Here is a 20,106-nt window from a genome sequence, read left to right on the forward strand (position 1 = left end):
CTGTCTTTGCTTGCCGGTTTTAGATTATCAATTCTATTACAATCAACATCGCTTCATCAGCATTAAACCGTAAACGCTCCAGAGGCACTCAACAAACCTGTGACAAATCACCGACTATACCAAAAGCTAGTTGAAATATAATTTTCAGTGACATCTATTGCCTTGGATGTCGTTTTTACTTCCTTGGGGGGAGAGAGACGATACCACCCCCTGGGTCGCTCTTCCGGCCTGCGGTGGCATCGACCCGGTCACACGTCGCCTTCCCCCTAGAGGAGGAGGGCTTACGGTGATGCAGAGGCGGTGGGGAGAAGCAACTGTTCGGCCAAAGCCGATACGATCCATTCCTTCTGTCGCCAATCAACCAATCCAAGGAGAATTCACATGTCCAACGAACCTGAAATCGAACCATTCAGCATCGACGTTCCTGAAGAGGAACTTGACGACCTCAGTCGGCGCATCGCCGCCACGCGGTGGCCCGACGAGGAAACCGTCACAGATCAATCGCAAGGCGTCCAGCTCGCTACAATTCAGGAACTCGCGCGCTATTGGGAGACAGAGTACGATTGGCGCACGTGCGAGGCGAAACTGAACGACCTGCCGCAATTCATGACCGAGATCGACGGACTAGATATCCATTTCATTCACGTTCGTTCAGACCATGAAGAGGCGTTGCCGCTCATCCTCACGCACGGATGGCCCGGCTCGATCCTCGAGTTCCTGAAGATCATCGACCCACTGACCGATCCCACGGCGCACGGGGGGAGTGCATCGGACGCGTTCCATCTGGTGATTCCGTCAATGCCGGGCTACGGGTTTTCAGGCAGACCGACCGAGACCGGTTGGGATCCCGGTCGCATCGCGCGTGCCTGGGTCGAGCTGATGAAGCGCCTGGGATATTCGGAGTTTGTAGCCCAAGGCGGTGATTGGGGGGCGGCTATTTGCGACGTGATGGCTATGCAGGAACCGCCGGAATTGCTCGGCATTCACTCCAATATGCCCTCTACTGTTCCACCCGACGTGTCAAAGGCGCTTGTGCGCGGCGATCTGGCACCATCTGATCTCTCGGCCGACGAAAGTCGGGCGTACGAGCGGCTGAACGAGTTTTTCACGAAGGACATAGGTTATGCAATCGAAATGGGGACACGTCCACAGACGCTCTACGGATTGGCGGATTCTCCCATCGACCTAGCAGCGTGGATGCTTGACCACGACATCCGTAGTTACGAGCGAATCGCTGGCCTCTTCGACGGGCAACCGTTCGGCGCCATCACCCGAGACGACATCCTCGACAACATCACGCTCTACTGGCTGACGAACACGGGGATTTCTTCGGCTCGTCTCTATTGGGATACTCTTTACGAAGGAGAGGGCCGCTTCTTCGATGCTGTCGACGTCTCCATCCCGGCTGCCGTGAGCATCTTCCCTGACGAGATCCATCCAGCCCCGCGGAGTTGGACAGAGCAGGCGTATCACGACCTGATCTATTACAACGAGCTCGACGAAGGCGGGCACTTTGCGGCCTGGGAAGTACCAGAGCGGTTCACGTCCGAGGTCCAAGCGGGATTCAGACCACTCCGCTAGTCAGAGAGAACGTCGAGCCCAGCACGTTCCCGTATTCTTTCGCCAGACACGATAACATCGATGCCACAACAGAACAAGTGATTTCACTGGGCATGGGAGCCGGCCCGCTAACGGTTGTGGCGAGTATCGATCCGGCGCACGACCGGTTCGGAGAAACGACAATTTGACTAGGGGTTTTAAGTATTTCCTCGCTTGTGTGGGTCGTCTTCGCCACGCGATTCCTCTTCAAGAGCAGCCGCCGATACTCTTGATCGGATACTTTTCCGAATTGATGCCCGGCCTAGGCATATATTCTGATGATGAGGAATGTTACAAGGAAGCCGACTACCGTAATCAGCCCGATAAACGGTTGCGCATCCGCGAAAGCTTCCGGAATCATGGACTCGGCGAGCATGGCCAACACCGCGCCCGCCGCGAATGCGAGGATCGTGGCGAGAATTGCCGGGTCCCCAGTGCCTAGCAAGAGGTAACCGGCGGCCGCCGCCATTCCGCTGATCAGCCGAATCCCGGTTCAGAGGCTGAAGATGTATCTGCTGGAACGGCCCGCTTTCTTCATGCCGGAAGGACTTGAGAGTCCTTGCAGGACGTTCGAGAGGAAGAAACCGGCGACCAGTCCAAGGCCAATTTCCTCTCCGGCTAGAGCGACAACCCAATCACGAGGGACTCCGGAATACCGTCGAGGGCGGCGCCTACCGCGATCGCCAGTCCACTCCCTTCGTGCTCCGCCTCGGATGGTTGCTCGACGCACTCGCCGCAGCGATTGCGGTGCCTGGCCTCATTCTGCGCCAGACGCAAGTTGATGGTGCTGAATGCAGTTGCACCCAATAAGAAGCCCATTGAGGCCACCATGGGGCCGCCGTCATCATATGCCGATTCCATCAGATGGATGGTTAGCACGGCAATGAGCACGCCTCCGTCGAAGCCCATATTAGCAGCAATGAATCGATGGGATAAGCGACCGTCGAAGACGACAGCGACCACTGCGCCGAGTAGGAGCCCGGAGCCTGCGAGCAGAACTCTTAGTAGCGCATCCCATATGCATTGAGAAGACCAGTTTCAACTATGGGATTGGAGCAGCGATCTCCTCTTCGAGACAGTACCGAACCTCCCACGAGCGACGTTGTAGCAGCGATACTCAGCGGTAGTTAGCGGAGTTCCGGAGTCCACACGGACGAACAAAGCGAGAGCCGTGCTTCGCGGGAGTGAACCCACCACGCGATGGTTACCGTTCCGACGACGATAGCGCCGACGCCGAGGAGACCCGCCTCGGGGCCAAACAGTCCACCGGTAAACACGCGCGGACCGACCTGTTCGGTCGCGACGACGGTCACAGGGAGACGAAGTCCGCTGACCGAAAAGCCGTAGACGCTCGTCTGAAAGAGATTCCACGAGACGTGTAACCCGATAGAAAGCCCCAGTTCGCCGGTCAGCAGGTAGCCAAAGGCGAGCATGATTCCGGCGAGGACGATGACGAACGTGCTCGTGAGCGTCGCGTTCGGGTTGAACACGTGCCCGATACCGAAGAGGACCGACGAACAGAGCGTCGCAATCGCAACCGCAGCGTCGCCGGATAGCCATCGGAACCCCTCGGCGAGGTTCGTGAGGAGATAGCCGCGTACCAACAATTCCTCGCTGATGCCGACGAAGAGGAAGAGCAGGACAGACGTGCAGAAGACGAGGACGAACGACAGGCCCGACACCGTCTGGAAGGTCCCGGTGACGCGAATCCATCCGAGCGCGAGTTCGATCAGAAAAATCGCGGTCATGAGCGCCGCACCGAGGGCCAGACCGAACCCGAAGTCGAGCCACCACGACCGCGACAGGTGAAGGCCGAAGTCGGCGAATCGACGCCGGTCGATGAACCGCCCGACGAGGTACGTGAACAGGACCACGACGACGAGTTGGAGCGATGTTTGAAACAGCAGTGTGCCGAGACGCCCGAACGACGCGAACTGGAGTCCGACGAAGACGGACACTAACACCGGACGAAGCGAAAACGCCGCCGCGAGCGAGACGATTCCGAACACGATTGCGGCGACGACGAACCGCCACGGGAGACGCAGGCGTCGGTCCGCCGCGTTCCAAAAGACATTCTTTATCGAAGTGCGCACTACGAGGGTCTACGACGAGGCGGCTTGTCAAACCCCGAGTGGTATTTGTCCGACGAAGAGTTACAGTCGATACGATTCGGTTACACACACAGCAAGGCCAGCAGTCCGCCATCGAATTGCGAGGTGCAGAGTCGCCGTTGGACGCTGAAATCGAAGACATCTGGATTGATAGCCATCCGATCGGTATCATGCTCCAGAACGCGAAGAACCGTGACAAGATGAGGAGAAGAACGCACGAGTTCGGGCATCGATATCTCGACTAATCAATCTCGTGCGAGATTAAGAGGCTGAAGAGAGCGTTGACGACGGCTCGTCGAATCTCGTCGCGAAAGCATCGAATACAGCTCGGCAACTCTTCGAGACGGTCCAGCTCTCAGAACAGAATACCGAACTGGTCAATTATAAAGAGGCTGATTGTGTAGACTGGACTACGTTAGTTCAAGCTACATTCACTACCACCATCACTTTCGAGATACCAAACATCGAGGCCACTCAGTATCATCCTCGGGACCTTCGAGAAAGTTACTACCAAAGAGTAACCTCGCTATTCAGCCCCGTAATCAGTGAGCCGGAGCTTCCCCTCAACCTCGTAGAGATAGCCCTTCATGTAGAGTCGTTCGATGATATCCTCGGCAGCGGGTTGTCCCAGATCCTCTTCCTCATCCAAAATCGTATAGGCGTGCTCGTAGGTGAGCTCTCTCTCATCTGGGAGTCTCCTCGCGAGTGCCTCAAGAGCGTCTTGCGCAAGTGGGGTGAGTGGTGATTTCCCATTTGGACCCATACGTACTCTCAAATTCAACCACTTCACAGGTAAATCCTCGGTCGGGGTTTATACGTGCCGCTATCTCGTGCGTTGTAGTAAGGGGAATGAGCACGCGATATGGGGGAGGATGGGTTTTGGGATGAACACAAGACCCCCACATCACTTACTGGGATATGCTCACTGCATTCCATTCTTTGGACGCCATGGATAAAGTCTTCAGCCAACCAGAGCGGAAGTGAAACTGAATGCAGTGGGAGAAGCCATGTTCTCATCAACACTGCTGCACCAAGAGCGCGACTGACGAGGCGAACACTCTTAGGTTAGTATAATATACTAACCTACAATGCCCACCACAATCAAATGCTCCGGCGATGGCCTTGCTCTCTAGGTCATGAAACCCGCACGGGCAGCTGGACTCGTTGAAGAGACTGACGACGAGCCCACCCGCTGTGCAAATATTCGCGTGTTCGCATTCGACGATCTCCTCATAGTCATCGATATCGACCGTATTACAGACGAGAATGTCGTCGAGCTCACGACCTCCGCAGCCTTAGACACGGTCTCGATCCACCGAGTTGCAAACATTTCACTCTCCACTGTTTGAAGGACTGCTGGGATCTTCGTGTCTAACTGTTTCCCTTAGTGAGACTCCCCGAGTCCAAAACAGTCAAGGTTTGTAGAAATAAAGTTGGTGAAAGGAATATTATAGTGACGATTCTTTGAACTACTCCGCAAACAGTTCTATGATAATAGTTGACTATTATCATTCCGTAGGCGGTAGTTCGTCCTGTATGGTGTCACAAAACAAAGAGAGGTCGTACATAGGTCGACGCTCGTACTTAAGAGGCGTTGGTGGTGTGACCGCTCTGGGAATGGCGGGGCTTTCGGGGTACACGAGCCAGGACGGATCGCTCACAGTCGGTCTCTCGACACATTTCACGTCCGGAGCGTGGGTAACCGCGGTTGTCGAAGCGACACAATTCTACGCGCAAGACCAGGGATTCAACTACAACCTGTTCACCACCGGCGGTGAGAGTCAGAAACAGATTACTGACATCCGTCAGATGGTCAACCAGAATTACGACGGAATCGTCCTGATTCCATTTAATTCGCAGGCAATTGGATCAGTCGTTGAGGAAGCGACGAATGCTGGCGTCCCCGTTTTCACCGTCGATATTGATGCTGCAACTGGTGCTGACAAGATGCACTTCTCGTGGGATGACGAAGCCGCGACACGCCGTGCCGGTGAGATGTTAGTCGAGAATCTCCGACAACAGAAACCGAACCAAGACCAGTACCAAGTACTCGAAGTACGCGCACCACCAGGCCGCGATATTGCTCGTCTCCGACACGAGCCGTTCGTGAACCTCATAGAACAAACTGATGACGTCATTGTTGCCGGGACGGTCGTCGGTGACTGGGTACGGGAGACGTCCAAACAGCGTACCCCGGAGTGGATCAACGCCAACCAACCACCGGACGCGATCTACTCGGCGAACTTCCTGATGAGTCTTGGCGCTCTGTCGGCGCTCCAGGAGATGGATTTAGCCGTTCCGCGTGGAGAGGATGGTCACATCGTGATGACGCAACTCGATGGGTCACAAAACACTCACGAGATGATCATGGAGGGATTCATTGATGGAGCCGTCGACCAGCCGAACTACTACTACGGCCCACTCGCGCTGGCGTATCTCGAACGCTTCGTCAACCAGGGTGAATCGGCACTCCCGTCGCAAGGGTCGACTGTGACCTCGACGAAAGAGCCAGTCACTGGAACAGGCAATCAAACTACAACGACCGCAAACGGTGGGGGCGGGCAGACGGTCACCATTGAACCTGCTCAGCACCGCGGTGTCGAACTCTGGCAAGCGCCGATTTGGTCACCAGCAACCATCAGACAAGCGTTTAACCACCGCCAGTTCGTCACGAGTCACGTCGAAATCACCGAGGAAAACGCAGACGCACCGTATTTGTGGGGGAACATCTGGGGTCCAGACGCGTCGATCCAGTGACGACCCCCTCCGATTCGAAGATCCATACTCATGAGTACGATCAACGTCGTTAGACGCTCGGTAGATATCGACGAGTTCCTACTGCGGGTGCTCGAGAACATGATTTGGCCGATACTGCTGGTGATGTCGTTAGCGATTTGGCTGGCCGTTCCGCGGACGTTCACGAATTTTCGTTCGTTCGAGTTCATTCTCCATGGTTCGGTCGGACTCGGCTTCGTTGCACTCGCGGAAGCAGTTTGTCTCATCTCCGGTCACTTCGACCTGTCCGTCGGGTCGATCGCCGGGTTCTCTGCGATGTTGGCGGGACTCATTGTCTCGGCAAACAAGTGGGCTCTCGTCTCTGATCCGTTCGTTGGTGTGCTCGTCATTCTTACAATCGGGCTGGCCGTCGGGCTTATGAACGGGGTAATGGTTGGGAAGGTGGGTATCAATCCATTCCTCCAGACGCTCGCGTTCTTGATCATTCTCCAAGGCGCAAAGCTGAGCTTGAGTACGATTACCGTCACCGGCTTGCCGGAGGGGTACGTCGAAATCGGGAATTCCCCCGAGATTTCGGTCGGCCTCCTCGTGCTCACATTCGTCCTCGTCGGGTTCGTGATGAAATACACCACGTTCGGGCAAGCCATCTACGTCGTCGGGAGTGATAAGGAGGCGGCGCGGGCAGTCGGTATCAACACCGAATGGATGATAATCGCGGTATACGGTATCAGTGGCGTGCTCTCCGCTGCTGGTGGGTTGATGCTCACCGGTTTCATCAGTGTCGTCCCGCCGACAATCGGTGACGAACTTGTCTTCCCAGCGTTCGCTGCTGCCGTCATCGGTGGTGTCAGTCTCTTCGGTGGACGTGGCAAGGTCACCGGTGCACTTGGTGGAGTCCTACTCCTCGGAGTGATTCAGGCTGCACTCAATATCAGCGGCACCCCGCCTGAACAGGTGACGCTGGTAAACGGCCTCGTCCTCTTCGGTGCGATTTTGCTGTACAGCTCGCGGCGTCGGCTGCGCGAACGAATCCTTTCACGGCAGGTGAAACCACGTGACTAAGGACGATAGTCTCGAAACGACCACAACGGATGTGCGCGACGACCAGATAGAGAAAGCCCGCTTCGAGGACGTTACCAAACAGTTCGGACGGGTGATCGCCGTCGAAGATGTGACGCTGCCGATTTACGAGAACGAAATCCTCGCGGTCGTTGGAGATAATGGCGCAGGAAAATCGACACTGATGAACATGCTTTCGGGCGTCTACCAGCCGACTGCCGGTCGTGTCATCTTTGACGGCGAGCAAGTGCAATTTTCGAACCCAAGTGAGGCTCGCGAGCGGGGTATCGAGACTGTTTATCAGGATCTGGCATTAATGGACGATCTCGACATCGCGACGAACATCCACATCGGGAAGTTTCCGAAACGACTCGATATCGGACCGGTCGACGTCATCGACTGGCGCCAAACGTACGAGAATACGACCAAGATACTGGAGTTCCTGCAGCAAGATCTTCGCCCGACCACAGAGGTGGCGTTCCTCTCCGGTGGCCAACGCCAACTCGTCGCAGTGGGGCGGTCGCTTTTGTTTGACCCGGAAGTCCTCATCCTTGACGAACCGACGAGTGCCCTCTCCGTCGCAGGAGCCGAGTTGGTTCATGACACGATGCATCGGCTGAAAGCGGAGGGGCACACGCAAATCGTCGTAAGTCACAATTTAGAGGACGTATTCAATCTCGCAGATCGCATTGCCGTGATGTATCGTGGACAGTTGGTAGCGACCGTCAACCCAGAACAGACGGACAAGGAGACGGTGACTGACTTGCTTACCAGCGGAACTCCGTCGTCGTAGGCTCGTTGTGGATTGTGCCCTATTTCTCCAGAGGGCTTATATCTGGCAACGAGTGATGGTAACACGAACCATGACTGATGAAGGGAGCGTGTCATCGACCGATTTGGAAGACGGATCGATGTCGTTTATGATGTACATCGCTGGTGAACCGACAGTAAGCGAAAGCGGTGAGACCTACACAGTCACGAATCCTGCAACTGGCAAGGCCCTCGGCGAAATGCCTGCCGGGACGAGAACGGACGCCCAACGAGCAATCGATGCGGCACGAGAGGTCAAAGAAGACCTTGAGTTCATGACGGCGTTCGAACGCGCTGAACTCTGTCACGAACTTGCCGACACCATCGAATCGAGCCGTGACTCGCTCGCCGAATGGCTGACAAGAGATCAAGGAAAGCCACTCACTGAAGCGAAGGTGGAGGTCGACCTCTGTGCAAAGGAGTTCCGTAACGCGGCTGAGGACGTCAAACGCGATGAAACAGACGTGATCCCATCAGAAGACTCCGGGAAGCACATCTACACCATCCGCAAACCACACGGCGTCCTTGGCGTCATCACCCCGTGGAACTTCCCGTTGAACATCCCAGCAGAGTATATCGCACCTGGCCTTGCCGCTGGCAACAGTATCGTCTGGGTGCCGGCGCCAACCACCTCAGTCATTGCGATCAAACTGTTGGAGGTGTTCTCGGACACGTCATTGCCTGATGGCGCACTCAATCTCGTCACTGGCGAAGGGCCGGTCGTTGGGAACGAACTCGTCGTCAACGACGGTACTGATGTGATCGGATTCACAGGGAGTCCCGAGACGGGCGAAGCGATTGCACGAGACGCTGGAACGAAACCGACGCTTCTCGAACTCGGGGGGAATGGCCCCGTCATAATCCTCGATGACGCCAACCTCGACGCAGCGGTCGAATGCACATCCTCTGGGTGTTTCAACAACACTGGCCAAATTTGTTCAGCAAGCGAGCGTATCCTCGTCCACGAAGATGTCCACGATGAATTTGTCGACCACATTGCCGACCACGCACAACAGTTGACACTCGGTGACCCCACAGCAGAAGAAACCGATCTCGGGCCGCTCAACAACGATGGTGTTGCCGACAAGATGGATCACCACATCGAAGACGCGACCGAACAGGGTGCGACGGTCGTCACAGGAGGTGGTCGGGCGGACAATATGCCGACGGATCGCTACTACCAGCCGACGGTTCTCGACGATGTAACGACTGAGATGACGGTGAATTGGGAGGAGTCGTTCGGGCCAATTGCACCGATCATCACGTTCAGTAGCTACGACGAAGCAATTGCGATTGCCAACGAAATCGACCTCGGACTCACATCGAGTGTGTTCACCAGTAACATCGAACTAATGTACTACTTCGCTGAGCGTGTTGAGACCGGTATTGTCAACATCAACGATAGCAGTGCATACTGGGAGATTCACACACCGTTCGGGGGGTACAGTGGCAAAAACAGTGGCAATGGTCGAATCGGTGGGAAGTACTCGCTTGAACAACTCTCGCAAGTCAAGACGATTGCCGTCGATTACGAGAACGCCGCGTCACCACTCAACCGGGAGAATGAGAGAGAATAGCCCAAACTGATCGGTGAGTCACGTTTCGGCGGTCATTTGCTCGTGAATCTCCTGGAGGATTTCTGTCAGCGCATCACAGAGCTGGTCGAAAAGCCGCTCTCCTTTGTCTGCACTCGAAATTTGGGGTCACCGATCGCGCCTGACGACGAGTACGCCGTGAACGGTCGATAAACGGACAGTGGGCCGCCTTCCACCAAGTCGACTGAAGCCTGTTCGTATAGTTCATCGGGATACTCACCTTCAATGCGGTCTTCGCGAACGGGGTCGGGCTAAAGATATAAAACCAGAGAAATTTCGAACTCTCCACCTTGCGCCATCCCGCCGATATCGCTCTCGCGGATGTCGTCAACGAACGATGTGGCGAGATCGAAGTACGCCAGGCTGAGGATTTCGTGGTCTGGATGTGCGACGCCGATAGTGCTGATTGTGTCATCGACGAACGACGCATTCCCGTCGTGGCCGTTGACCAACAGGAGCGCGTCGAAGCCGTTTTCCAATGCAGAATCAGCTATCTAGGACGTGATGGAGTGTCTCATTGTCGAAGAAGATTCGCTCGCGCCGTTCTCCCTCGCTGGACTGTCGAGTCGGTCCGATTATAGGGATGCTGTCGGCGACGATTCGAACAGCATGTCCTTGAACATCTGGTGGAACGCGGCGGTATCGAACGATTCAATCACGGTCGTTCTGGCCTCGCCGTCCGTGATGTCGTCCTCGTCCACTAAGGTGTATCCGCGAGTCAGTCCTTCGCGCTCGTCGACGTCGACGTGATACGTCACGGCCGATTCGATGAGATCCGGTTCGATGAGCGCCGCCATCAGGCCCGCGTCCGGTTGCGTCGTCATGTCCCGTCCCTGTGACTCCTTGTTGAACTCGCGGACGGGAGCCGTTATCTCCGTGAAGAACGATGCGAGTTCGGTATCAGGACCGTCGTCGATTTCGGCCAGTAGTTCGGCATCGAATACGGTGTCTCGGACGGTGACCCCCCAATCGAAGAGAACGATATCCAGCTCACGGATCGCCCGCTTCGCGGCGTCGGGATCGACCCAGAAGTTGAATTCCGCGGCGGGAGTGACGTTGCCAAGGCAATTAACGTTTCCACCCATCACCCACACTTCATCGAGCAATTCGTTCAGGTTCGGTTCTTTTTGAAGTGCGAGCGCGACGTTCGTCAGCGGCGCAATGCAGGCGAGCGTGATTTCACCCGGATTTTTGCGGGCCATTTCGACGATGTAGTCCGCGCCGTGGCGGTCGCCGGAGGGGATTCCGGTATCCGGGAACAGGTTGCCGCCGAGTCCGCCTTCGCCGTGAACGTAATCGGCGTATTCGTGCGTCTTCACAAGCGGCGTTCGTGCGCCTTCGTAGACGGTAACGTCTTCGGCGGTGCCTACCATATCTAGCGTGTACTTAGCGTTCTCCACCATGTACTCGAATTCGACGTTTCCGGTACAGATGGTAACGCCCTCGACTTCGATGTCGTTGGCGGTCGCTGCGAGGAGGAGTGCCTGCGTGTCGTCGCCCGCCGTATCGGTATCGATAATCACCCGTCGCGTGTCCTCGTTCATGAAAACGAGTACGGACAGGCCTTTCAAGTAAGTGCTGACCAGATTCGTCGCGGACGATGACACGACATATACAATCGAATAGCGAAAACAGTGGGCAAAATACTGCCGACAGCCAAAGAAACACATCATCGGTGACTTCGCGCTCGCAGTGTAATCTCAACTCGGCACAAGCTCGAAGGGGTGATTTGATGCGTGGCTTTATTCCGTTGTGAGCTGGGTCGAATCGGCCATTCAGTAAGAACGCGAATTTTGCAAAGTCAATGGTGTGCATTCACTCTATCTCGAATTGTGGATTCCAGACCACTTCCCAGAGGTGATCGTCTGGATCCTTGAAGTGACCCGAGTATCCGCCCCATTCACGGTCACGCGGCGGGTCGGTGATTTCCGCCCCTGCTTGCTCTGCTGTTTCGATCACGTCATCGACGTCTTCTTTCGACGCGACGTTGTGGCCGATGGTGAACTCCGCAGGACTCGATGGAGTTTCGTCGACATTCGCGTCTTCCACAATCTGCTGTTTCGGATAGAGAGCAAGCTGCAAGCCCTTGTTTAACGGGAAAAAGGCAACAGCGCCGCCCTCAAATTCAGTGCCAACGATGCCCTCCGTCGACCATCCCAAGCCATCGCGGTAAAACTTGAGTGATTGTTCTAGGTCGCTAACTCCTAATGTAATGACGTTGATTCGTGGTTCCATGACTGAATGATATCCTTTTGGCAGATGAGTTTCTGACCCTGAGTATAGATTCGTCTGGATGCGACCTATAGCTACCGTTAAGAGGATTTGCTTCTGGATAGCTGAGCGGGCCGATGATATCTAGAAACCCCACGAATGACCTAGGCCACCCGCGGGTAATAATCAATGGAAGGGCATCAGGCTGCTCGGAGTGGATGGGTTGGCCATCAATTTCAGACGATACACAGATTGCCAGTGCCCTTCGTGAGTTGGGGATTGCCGTCACAGAAACATACGATTGGGAACTTCCGACGCCTGATTATACAGTTCACAAGCACCCTCTCCAGGCCGAGCTGGTGGTGAAGACCGACGCGGGAAGGCTGATAGCCACTGTTGATGATTCCCTTTCAGTCCTGACGATTCAGAGTACGACGAACGTTTCCACTTAATATCATCACGTTTACCCCGCAGTCCGTCGGTGATCATTCCCGTTAAAATAGCCTGGCTCGCAACTGAGCCATCTCCACACACCAATGGCAACATGTTGACCACAATGTCCATGCTAATAGTGGTAATAGAATGAGTTATGCCAACATCCGAGGACGCTCTCACTCGGCTGTACGAAGACATCTGGAACGGTTCAAACCTGGATACAGCGGACGAATTAGTACACGAAGAGTACATCATCCACGACCGCGAACTGGCTACGGAAATGCAGGGACCTGAGTTGTACACCGCACTTGCGAGCCGAACGCGCGAGATCTTCCCCGATATGAAGTTCGAGATAGAAGACATGATCGCTGCTGGTGAGAAGATTGCAATCCGATGGACAATGACAGGGACTCATCAAGGACCAATGTCTGATATCGAGCCGACTGGGCGACAGGTAGAACTTACAGCTATCGAAATCAATCGCTTTGAGGATGGGAAACTCATTGAGACGTGGACTCAGAGCGACCAGGTCGGACTCATGCAACAATTGGGAGTTGACATGGGAGACATGTGAATAACAGTCGGTTGGAGCTATGCCACAGGCTACACTGAAACTCAAGTCCAACGAGGCGCTCGTTGCCCTATCAGAGCGCCACCCAAAAACTGAGTTCGTGGTTCTTGGCGGATGGCCGACCGCTGGAAAATTACGGGTGCTCATCGAGACGTCAACGATCTCGCTGCCATCACTTCAAAAGACGCTTTCAGCTCTCCCTCGGCTAACCGATGTTGAAATCAGACACGCAGCAGATGAGACTGTCCTTTTTGAGGTGAGTACACCGACGCCAGCACCACACGGAGCAATGGCCGAATCAGGGATTGTCCCGTCATTTCCGTTACGCCTGGAGAATGGATGGTTTGTCGGCGACCTCACTGCTTCTCAGGAGCGACTCACTGCCTTCCGTGACGAACTGGACGCGGCGGAGATAGAATACCAACTCATCCAGATCTCGGGGAGAGACGGAATGTCGGATGAGCTCACTGCTCGGCAACAGGAGGTTGTCGAACTAGCAATTAAACACGGATATTACGAGTCTCCTCGCCGGTGTACGTTGACGGATCTCGCTGAACTTTTGGACGTGAACAAATCGGTTGTCAGTCGAATCCTCCAGCGGGTAGAGGGCCATATCATCACCACTTACTATTCTTTTTGCTGAATAGGACCCCTGTCGTCAGGGCTCACTATTAACCCATGGTCGCTCTCAGTCGATGTTGCTGTGTCCAAACTTTCCTCGTTGACAACGTGCTGATGGACCGTGAGTTCGACAGCCAGCACGTTCTTGACGCAATCAGCTGGCGTGGATTCACGTACGTCGTACTAAAGCGGATGCGGACCTGCGAGAAAGCGCAAGCGAAACGTCTCCTCCAGGGGAATCAGGATCACTACGTAACTGAGCAACAACTCCATCTCGGCAGCAACGAGTGACACGAGACGACGCTGATCTACCGCCGGAAGGAAGACTCCGAACACACTGTTCATCATCAGTATTCAGTGTTCATGTCGAACTAAGGAGAGGGGTATCTCAGCGAGTATGTTCATCGCTGGGAGATCGAAAGCGGCTATCGGAGTATCAAGCGGTTCATGGCCGCTACAACGTCGAAGACCTTCTTTTTACGATTCTTCTACTTCGCGTTCGCCTGTCGATTGTACCCGATTTGGTGAGCCGTCGGTCTGCTCGTTCAGGTTGAGCTGATTGACGAGTACGAGCATGCGCCGATTGTGACGGCAAACACGGTTCTCACGTTGCTAAAACAGACTGGCATCGGTTAGAACCGAGTGTCGAGTTTGATGGGGGTTATTGATTTCACTCCGTGACAGACCGATATCGGTCGTTTCACGAGTAGGTTTTTTAAGATGGTTCGTCGAGGCGACGAGTATCCTCCAGCAGCAACTGAAACGGGCGGTCAGTGACTGCATCTTTCTTCGAGATTGCGACCAATAAATCACCGACGAACTTTCCGTGATCAGTCGTCGTCTGGGTGATTACTCATCGTGATCGCTGGTGACGATACGTCTCCTCCACGGATTCGTCCAAGATCTAAGATCTCCTGCATGTCCCGATTGAGGTCGTCATAGCTGTTCGTCGAGGTGACAAGGGAGACGACGACGAACACGAGGACACCGATCACGGTTGCTAACTGGCCACCTAGGATCCCCATCGGAAGACTCAGTCCGAGGTACTCCACACCGTAGGCCAGAACGAGCGTAAGACCGAGACCTAGACCCCCGCCCCAGAGTGCACCCTCGGTAGTTGCGCCTTTCCAATTATAGGCGATAGCGACACATGGGAAGATGACCGCCGCAAAGATTGCCCAGCCCGCGGCCCCAAGCACGAAAATAAGGCCCGGGAACGTCGCAGCGAGCACACCAGCAGCAATCAGGATGGCCACTGTAGTGATCCGTCCATACAGAACCTGCTGGCGATCCGAGAGATCCTTGTCTCGATATCCGATGAAGTAATCATGAACCACCGCCGCTGAGCTCATATTGAGGAATCCATTGCTTGTCGACATGATGGCAGCGATGACTGCAGTTAGAACAAATGCAACGACAATATCCGGAGCGAACTCAACGAGTGCGAGCGGGAGTGTCGCGTCCGGATTCCCTGGATCAGGAATGGTCCCCTCGATGATTCCCGCGCGTACGAACGGGGCAGCGACCCAGTACAACGCGGTCAGCATGTAGCTGGCTGCAGTGATGAGTGCACCCCAGCGCAGTAGCGAAACGTCCTTGATCATATAGAACTTCGTGGTAGCGTGAGGCTGTCCAGGAACTGTTAACTGAATGACTACCACTGAGAGAACAAGCCCAAGCGCCCCAAGCCCGTCCATTCCGAGGAGGGTAAAGTCGAAGAAAGCCGGCTGGCTAGTCGAGATGGACGAAATCATCCCGCTAACACCACCCGGGAACCCTGTGATAATGTAGTACGATGAAAGAAGTGATCCGACGATCATCATCACTCCCTGTACCGCATCAGACCAGATCGCTGCAAGCATTCCACCGATGACAGTATAGAACCCAACGATAGCGAGACCGATTAACAGCGCCTCGAAGAAGTTGACCGGGAGGATGAGTGCGCCGATAATACCGAGTGCTGCATACTGTGCAGCGAGGTAGCCCATGCTACCCAAGAGCACCGATATAGCTCCGAGGAGACGGACACGTTCGTCCTGGAATCGGTGATACATCGCATCGGGCGCCGTTATTGCATCGCGTAGCTCGCCGAGCATACGCATCTTCCGACCGAGCAACCAGTAGGATAGTACGAACCCTAGTGGTGTACCCACAGCAACGAGGATCAGGTATTCGACGCCGATGACTGATCCGGTTCCCGTCACACCAATCATCCCCCATCCGCTTTGAATAGAGGCAAACATGGACAAGGCGATGACGAAGATCCCACCGCGTCGACCAGCTGCGAAGTACTCCTCTTGATCCGTTTGGAACCGGGCAGCCACAATACCGATTCCGATCATCAGCAGCGAAAACACTACGAGGAACATGACCGCGGCTGGCGAGTTGTACTCAATACCGAGATTGCCGCCCCACGACTGCAGGGGAAACACTAAATTAATCATTCGTTCACTCCCGTTCTGATTTCATCGTCATCCTCACGCCGATACTCCTCAATTCCAACACTTTCGAACCGTAGCCCGAAGTACGTCGCGAATCCGAGGACAAAACAGACGAGAATTACAAGAACCTCGATCACTGGAGATGGAAACCCCAATAGGTACATCGGTATCATCGCAAATCCCTCCGTGAGATCGTCCCGTTTGACTCCTGGTGTTGATTATCACGGTATAGTCTAGCTGTCCTCATACGATACGTACTTCCTAATCATTCATCATAAATACTATCAAAGTTGTATTATTTATTACTTGTTTGGAGGATGTAACCGAGAAAGCATGTGAGCAAGACATATTCGCTCCCAACTTCTCTCAGTAGTCTGTTGGTGCCCCCAGTTTCGCATTCGAATTATGGAGCAGTATCAGCGCGATCTCGAATCTCTCAGCCGAGCATCCGACGTACAGCCCGTTCGCCTTCGTGGATCGCCTCCATGATGGTTCGTGGGGCTGCAGCATCTCCGATCAGTTCAACCGACCGACCATCGATCGCATGCCAGAGATCGTCGTTTGCACGGTGAAATCCTGCGAGGACGATAGTGTCCACGTTTGAAATCCGTTGCTCCTGACCTTGTTCATCGAGGACGACGTCAGGCCACTCGATCTCACTCACTGTTGCGAACATGTGAAGATCAACCGGATTGTCGAGAGAAAACAGATCCGCCTGAAGCTTCGACTTGGTTGGCCCCGTGAGATCGCCTCCCGGATCGGCTCCTGGCATTACGAAATGAACATCATGGCCGCCTTCAGCAAGCGTCTTCGCCGTACCGATTCCCTTCCAATGATCTTCACCGTCGTCGATGACGACGACCCGCTCGCCAAGATCGGTCGAAGTGCCGCTCCCGTTGCCAAGGATCTCTGCACTTGTGAGGATCGTCGCTTCATCCCATCCAGGAACATCTTCTCGCCGAATCCCAAAGCTCTGATAGCCTCGTGGGAATTCTGGCGGAGAAGCTCCCGTCGCGATGACCACCGCATCAGGATCACGATCCTCGATTAACTCTGGAGTCACCTCGACACCGGTTTTGACGGTGACACCCTCACGGCTCAGAGCTTCTTCGAGCCATAGAAGCGGTTTCTCGAACTCACCTCGGTTGGAGATCTCCTTTGCTGCTCTAACCTGCCCACCGAGTTGCTCGTCGCGTTCGTAGAGGGTCACATCGTGACCCATCCGCGCGGCGACCTCTGCCGCTTTCATGCCACCAGAACCACCGCCGACGATGAGAACCGAGCGAGGCTCGTCCGTCTCGGGAAGTGTGTCCATACCGAGTTCGTTCTCGAATCCAGTCGCCGGATTGAGCACACACCGACACTCCGCACCGTTGTAGATCCGCTCGATACAGCCTTGGTTACAGCCCATACACTCGATGAGTTCGTTGAGCTGACCCGCTTGGGCTTTCTTCGCGATCGCCGGATCGGCGATATGGCCACGAGTCATCGCAACGAGGTCGATGCTATCCGCTGCCAGCAGGCGGTCGGCATCTCGTGGATCAGTGACCCGACCCACTGTAGCGATAGTGACATCCGGATTTTCGGCTTTGACGCTCTCACCGATCTCCTGTGCCAGCGGTGCATACAGCTCCTGCTCATGTTGCATGTCTGGGATGATGTAATCCTGTCTGAGATAGGTTCCGGCTTTCACGACGAGGTAGTCGACATGTCCGGTAGCAGCGAGTCGCTTCGCGACCTCCTGATACTCGTCGACGTCCATACCACCGGGTGCGAAGTCCTTTGCATTGACTTGGAGTCCGATGACGAACTCGTCACCGACCCGTTCACGTGTTGCTTCGAGTGTCTCCCGGACGATCCGCAGTCGATTGTCTAAACTACCACCGTATTCGTCGTCGCGGTCGTTCGAGTAGGGGGAGATGAACTGCGAAAGGAAGTATCCACCATATCCCGAATGGATCTCGACGCCGTCGAATCCACTCTTCTGAATGACTCTCGACGTGTGGGCGTACGCATCAACGATCTCCTCGATCTCCTCACCCGTCAACTCGTGTGGCATTTCTCCGTTGACAGGCCCTGGGATGTCGCTTGCGGAAAGCACCGGCTCCTCGCTTTTTAGACTCGTGATCTGCCGTCCGTAATGGAGGTTCTGGCAGATTATCTTCGCCCCGGCATCGTGCACTGCATCGGTGAGCTGTTGGAGCTGTGGCACCATCGTCTCGTCGTCCCAACCACAGATTGCACTCCCACTCATCGTCGAAGGATGGTTGGCGAGATACGCCATCACAATGAGGCCAATTCCCCCCTTGGCCCGTTCGACATAGTAATCGATGAGCTTGTCGGTGATCTCTTTCCCGCTGGCGTAGTTCGTCGTGTGACCTGTCATCATCAACCGGTTCCGGAGGTCGACGTTCCCAATAGACGTTGGTTCGAACAGGTGCGTGAACGAGTACTCGTTCGGATCAGTATCGGCTAAGATCGCTTGTTCCTTGTTCATCGTTCTCATGGAATCTCACCCCATCAATCATAAGGATTGTGGATCCTGAAATCTATTCATTGTGTTCGTTGAACCATTGAAATCGTGCATTCTGAGGTGACTATCACCTGTGCAGTCTCATCTTTTGACTGGAGAAAGATACGTTCAATGCATGAACAGATAGCTACACTCCGAGTTTGAGATCGGACGTGGAGTGCAATACCTCTGAAAATAAGTTACCAAATTAGAGCTTATAATTTAAAGAATATTATAAGAAGTATGATGGGACAAATTACACATCCGACTGACAGTAGCAGGCACAGTTAGTATTCCGTCTCTCAGGTATGCGTAATCGTAGTAGCTGGAGGCAACTAGGTCAAATATTGTTGTCTGGAATGGCAAGCGATCCAACACCAATCCAATCAAGTTTTTTATATTTCAAGCTATAGTATTCTCCATAAGATTCGGATGATTATAGGTTCTAGCTTAACCCCGAGAGCGCTGCTATGTCCTCTCCGAAACAAAATTATCCTCGCTTGATTGATTTGTTCCCTCTATTTACTCTTCAGCAATGGCTAGAATAGTGACTGTGGAGGAATTGACTTCGTGCGGTACAGCATGAACATCTTTGTCCGAACGCGTATACGGAGGAGTATGAACCCGGATCTGAGCGCCGAATTTCGCCTCTCTTCATCGTCTCTCGCACTGACCGGCCTTGCTGCGTCCATCCCAAATGCCCGCATCAAACTCGATGAGGTCGTGGGAGTAGATCACTCGGTGCTCCTCTGCTGGATCGAAGCAGAGTCCTACGACACTGTCGAGGCGGCACTTGACGCTAAGGCGTCGATTGCGGCATGGACACTACTTGAAGCCGCGACAAAGCGGCGGCTGTATCGACTTCGAATGGCCGAGCCGATCGAGGTGCAGGTCGCAATTCCCGAGGAATTTATCAAGCGCGGCACGACGCCGATCCATGCAATGATTACGAGGGATGGCTGGCTCATGCGAGCTCGCTTCCCCGATCGAACCACCCTCACGGAGTACCGCGAAGCCTGCCATCAACGGGGAATATCGTTCACTCTCGAAGGGCTCTATCAACCGACGACAGACCCCGAGGGCGAGGGATTGTCTCTCGCTGGGTTGACGCCAAAACAGCGTGAGGCACTACTACTCGCGTACGAAGAGGGATATTACGATCTCCCGCGAGGAACGAAGCTTACCGACCTGAGCGACCGCCTCGGCATCTCCCGGCGGTCGATGTCCGACCGTCTTCGCCGGGCGGAGCGAGAGATCGTTGCAACCGCAATCACGAACGAACGGATAGCTCCTCGGAATACCAATTCCACAGACCACCAATAGCAGAAGGCGAGTGCCCGCAAATGCGGTTGCAGAATGGCCTACGTAAATTGTGGAATTGATCTTGTATACGCACAGCACGCTC

General features: G+C 54.6%; 21 protein-coding genes and 1 pseudogene. 11 read left to right on the forward strand and 11 right to left on the reverse strand.

All coding sequences use genetic code 11. The features are described from left to right. Positions 1-336: 336 nt before the first annotated feature. The gene (locus LIX15_RS30915) at positions 337-1,581 is read left to right on the forward strand and encodes an epoxide hydrolase family protein (protein WP_438267249.1); all 1,245 of its coding nucleotides are present in this window, start codon (positions 337-339) and stop codon (positions 1,579-1,581) included. Positions 1,582-1,861: 280 nt separating this feature from the next. Here LIX15_RS30915 and LIX15_RS33920 read toward each other — a convergent pair whose 3' ends face one another. The 5 genes from LIX15_RS33920 to LIX15_RS30935 all read right to left on the reverse strand — a co-directional run bounded on the left by LIX15_RS33920 (position 1,862) and on the right by LIX15_RS30935 (position 4,473). Beyond that, complete coding sequence (locus LIX15_RS33920; RefSeq protein WP_438267246.1) at positions 1,862-2,068, reverse strand: hypothetical protein; 207 nt, start codon at positions 2,066-2,068, stop codon at positions 1,862-1,864. Between the two features lie 149 nt (positions 2,069-2,217). Further along, complete coding sequence (locus tag LIX15_RS33925; RefSeq protein WP_438267247.1) at positions 2,218-2,562, reverse strand: ZIP family metal transporter; 345 nt, start codon at positions 2,560-2,562, stop codon at positions 2,218-2,220. A 164-nt stretch (positions 2,563-2,726) separates the two neighbouring features. Then, the gene (locus LIX15_RS30925) at positions 2,727-3,692 is read right to left on the reverse strand and encodes a CPBP family intramembrane glutamic endopeptidase (protein ID WP_227779236.1); all 966 of its coding nucleotides are present in this window, start codon (positions 3,690-3,692) and stop codon (positions 2,727-2,729) included. An 80-nt stretch (positions 3,693-3,772) separates the two neighbouring features. Beyond that, positions 3,773-3,940, reverse strand: coding sequence for a hypothetical protein (locus LIX15_RS30930; RefSeq protein ID WP_227779237.1), 168 nt, complete (start codon positions 3,938-3,940; stop codon positions 3,773-3,775). A gap of 296 nt (positions 3,941-4,236) precedes the next feature. After that, on the reverse strand, positions 4,237-4,473 hold the full coding sequence (locus LIX15_RS30935) for a hypothetical protein (RefSeq protein WP_227779238.1): 237 nt from the start codon (positions 4,471-4,473) through the stop codon (positions 4,237-4,239). A 373-nt stretch (positions 4,474-4,846) separates the two neighbouring features. On the opposite strand from LIX15_RS30935, the gene LIX15_RS30940 reads away from it, so the two are divergent. From LIX15_RS30940 to LIX15_RS30960, 5 genes are all read left to right on the forward strand, one after another. Then, positions 4,847-5,059 (forward strand): hypothetical protein, encoded by a 213-nt coding sequence (locus LIX15_RS30940; RefSeq protein ID WP_227779239.1) that lies wholly within the window; start codon positions 4,847-4,849, stop codon positions 5,057-5,059. Positions 5,060-5,312: 253 nt separating this feature from the next. Further along, positions 5,313-6,467, forward strand: coding sequence for a sugar ABC transporter substrate-binding protein (locus LIX15_RS30945; RefSeq protein WP_227779240.1), 1,155 nt, complete (start codon positions 5,313-5,315; stop codon positions 6,465-6,467). A gap of 30 nt (positions 6,468-6,497) precedes the next feature. Further along, positions 6,498-7,508: an ABC transporter permease gene (locus LIX15_RS30950; RefSeq protein WP_227779241.1), complete on the forward strand. Its 1,011-nt coding sequence runs from the start codon at positions 6,498-6,500 to the stop codon at positions 7,506-7,508. Then, positions 7,501-8,298: an ATP-binding cassette domain-containing protein gene (locus LIX15_RS30955; protein ID WP_227779242.1), complete on the forward strand. Its 798-nt coding sequence runs from the start codon at positions 7,501-7,503 to the stop codon at positions 8,296-8,298. Before LIX15_RS30950 ends, LIX15_RS30955 begins: the two co-directional genes overlap by 8 nt. 55 nt (positions 8,299-8,353) lie before the next feature. Then, on the forward strand, positions 8,354-9,892 hold the full coding sequence (locus tag LIX15_RS30960; RefSeq protein ID WP_227779243.1) for an aldehyde dehydrogenase family protein: 1,539 nt from the start codon (positions 8,354-8,356) through the stop codon (positions 9,890-9,892). A 269-nt stretch (positions 9,893-10,161) separates the two neighbouring features. Here LIX15_RS30960 and LIX15_RS30965 read toward each other — a convergent pair whose 3' ends face one another. The 3 genes from LIX15_RS30965 to LIX15_RS30975 form a co-directional block, all read right to left on the reverse strand. Then, positions 10,162-10,389 carry a hypothetical protein gene (locus LIX15_RS30965; protein WP_227779244.1) on the reverse strand — a complete coding sequence of 76 codons (228 nt, stop codon included), beginning with the start codon at positions 10,387-10,389 and terminating at the stop codon, positions 10,162-10,164. Positions 10,390-10,485: 96 nt separating this feature from the next. Continuing rightward, positions 10,486-11,454 (reverse strand): nucleoside hydrolase, encoded by a 969-nt coding sequence (locus LIX15_RS30970; protein ID WP_227779245.1) that lies wholly within the window; start codon positions 11,452-11,454, stop codon positions 10,486-10,488. 271 nt (positions 11,455-11,725) lie between these two features. Further along, entirely contained in the window at positions 11,726-12,145 is a 420-nt protein-coding gene (locus LIX15_RS30975) for a VOC family protein (RefSeq protein WP_227779246.1), read from the reverse strand. Between the two features lie 113 nt (positions 12,146-12,258). On the opposite strand from LIX15_RS30975, the gene LIX15_RS30980 reads away from it, so the two are divergent. From LIX15_RS30980 to LIX15_RS30995, 4 genes and pseudogenes are all read left to right on the forward strand, one after another. Next, on the forward strand, positions 12,259-12,573 hold the full coding sequence (locus LIX15_RS30980; RefSeq protein WP_227779312.1) for a hypothetical protein: 315 nt from the start codon (positions 12,259-12,261) through the stop codon (positions 12,571-12,573). Positions 12,574-12,710: 137 nt separating this feature from the next. Next, positions 12,711-13,130 (forward strand): ester cyclase, encoded by a 420-nt coding sequence (locus LIX15_RS30985; RefSeq protein ID WP_227779247.1) that lies wholly within the window; start codon positions 12,711-12,713, stop codon positions 13,128-13,130. Positions 13,131-13,149: 19 nt separating this feature from the next. Continuing rightward, positions 13,150-13,770 (forward strand): helix-turn-helix domain-containing protein, encoded by a 621-nt coding sequence (locus tag LIX15_RS30990; protein ID WP_227779248.1) that lies wholly within the window; start codon positions 13,150-13,152, stop codon positions 13,768-13,770. A gap of 77 nt (positions 13,771-13,847) precedes the next feature. Then, positions 13,848-14,384, forward strand: a pseudogene (locus LIX15_RS30995) (transposase); the annotation flags it as partial. 194 nt (positions 14,385-14,578) lie between these two features. On the opposite strand, the gene LIX15_RS31000 reads toward LIX15_RS30995, so the two are convergent. The 3 genes from LIX15_RS31000 to LIX15_RS31010 form a co-directional block, all read right to left on the reverse strand. Continuing rightward, a complete protein-coding gene (locus LIX15_RS31000) occupies positions 14,579-16,192 on the reverse strand; it encodes a sodium:solute symporter family transporter (protein ID WP_227779249.1) in 1,614 nt (537 codons plus the stop codon). Continuing rightward, positions 16,189-16,362 (reverse strand): hypothetical protein, encoded by a 174-nt coding sequence (locus LIX15_RS31005; protein WP_227779250.1) that lies wholly within the window; start codon positions 16,360-16,362, stop codon positions 16,189-16,191. The genes LIX15_RS31000 and LIX15_RS31005 overlap by 4 nt, the downstream gene beginning before the upstream one ends. 263 nt (positions 16,363-16,625) lie before the next feature. Beyond that, positions 16,626-18,686: an oxidoreductase gene (locus LIX15_RS31010; protein ID WP_227779251.1), complete on the reverse strand. Its 2,061-nt coding sequence runs from the start codon at positions 18,684-18,686 to the stop codon at positions 16,626-16,628. 633 nt (positions 18,687-19,319) lie between these two features. Here LIX15_RS31010 and LIX15_RS31015 point away from each other — a divergent pair. Then, complete coding sequence (locus tag LIX15_RS31015) at positions 19,320-20,024, forward strand: helix-turn-helix domain-containing protein (RefSeq protein WP_227779252.1); 705 nt, start codon at positions 19,320-19,322, stop codon at positions 20,022-20,024. Positions 20,025-20,106 lie beyond the last annotated feature (82 nt).

Origin of the sequence: Haladaptatus pallidirubidus, from assembly GCF_020700235.1 — an archaeon.
Classification (GTDB): Archaea; Halobacteriota; Halobacteria; order Halobacteriales; family Haladaptataceae; genus Haladaptatus; species Haladaptatus pallidirubidus.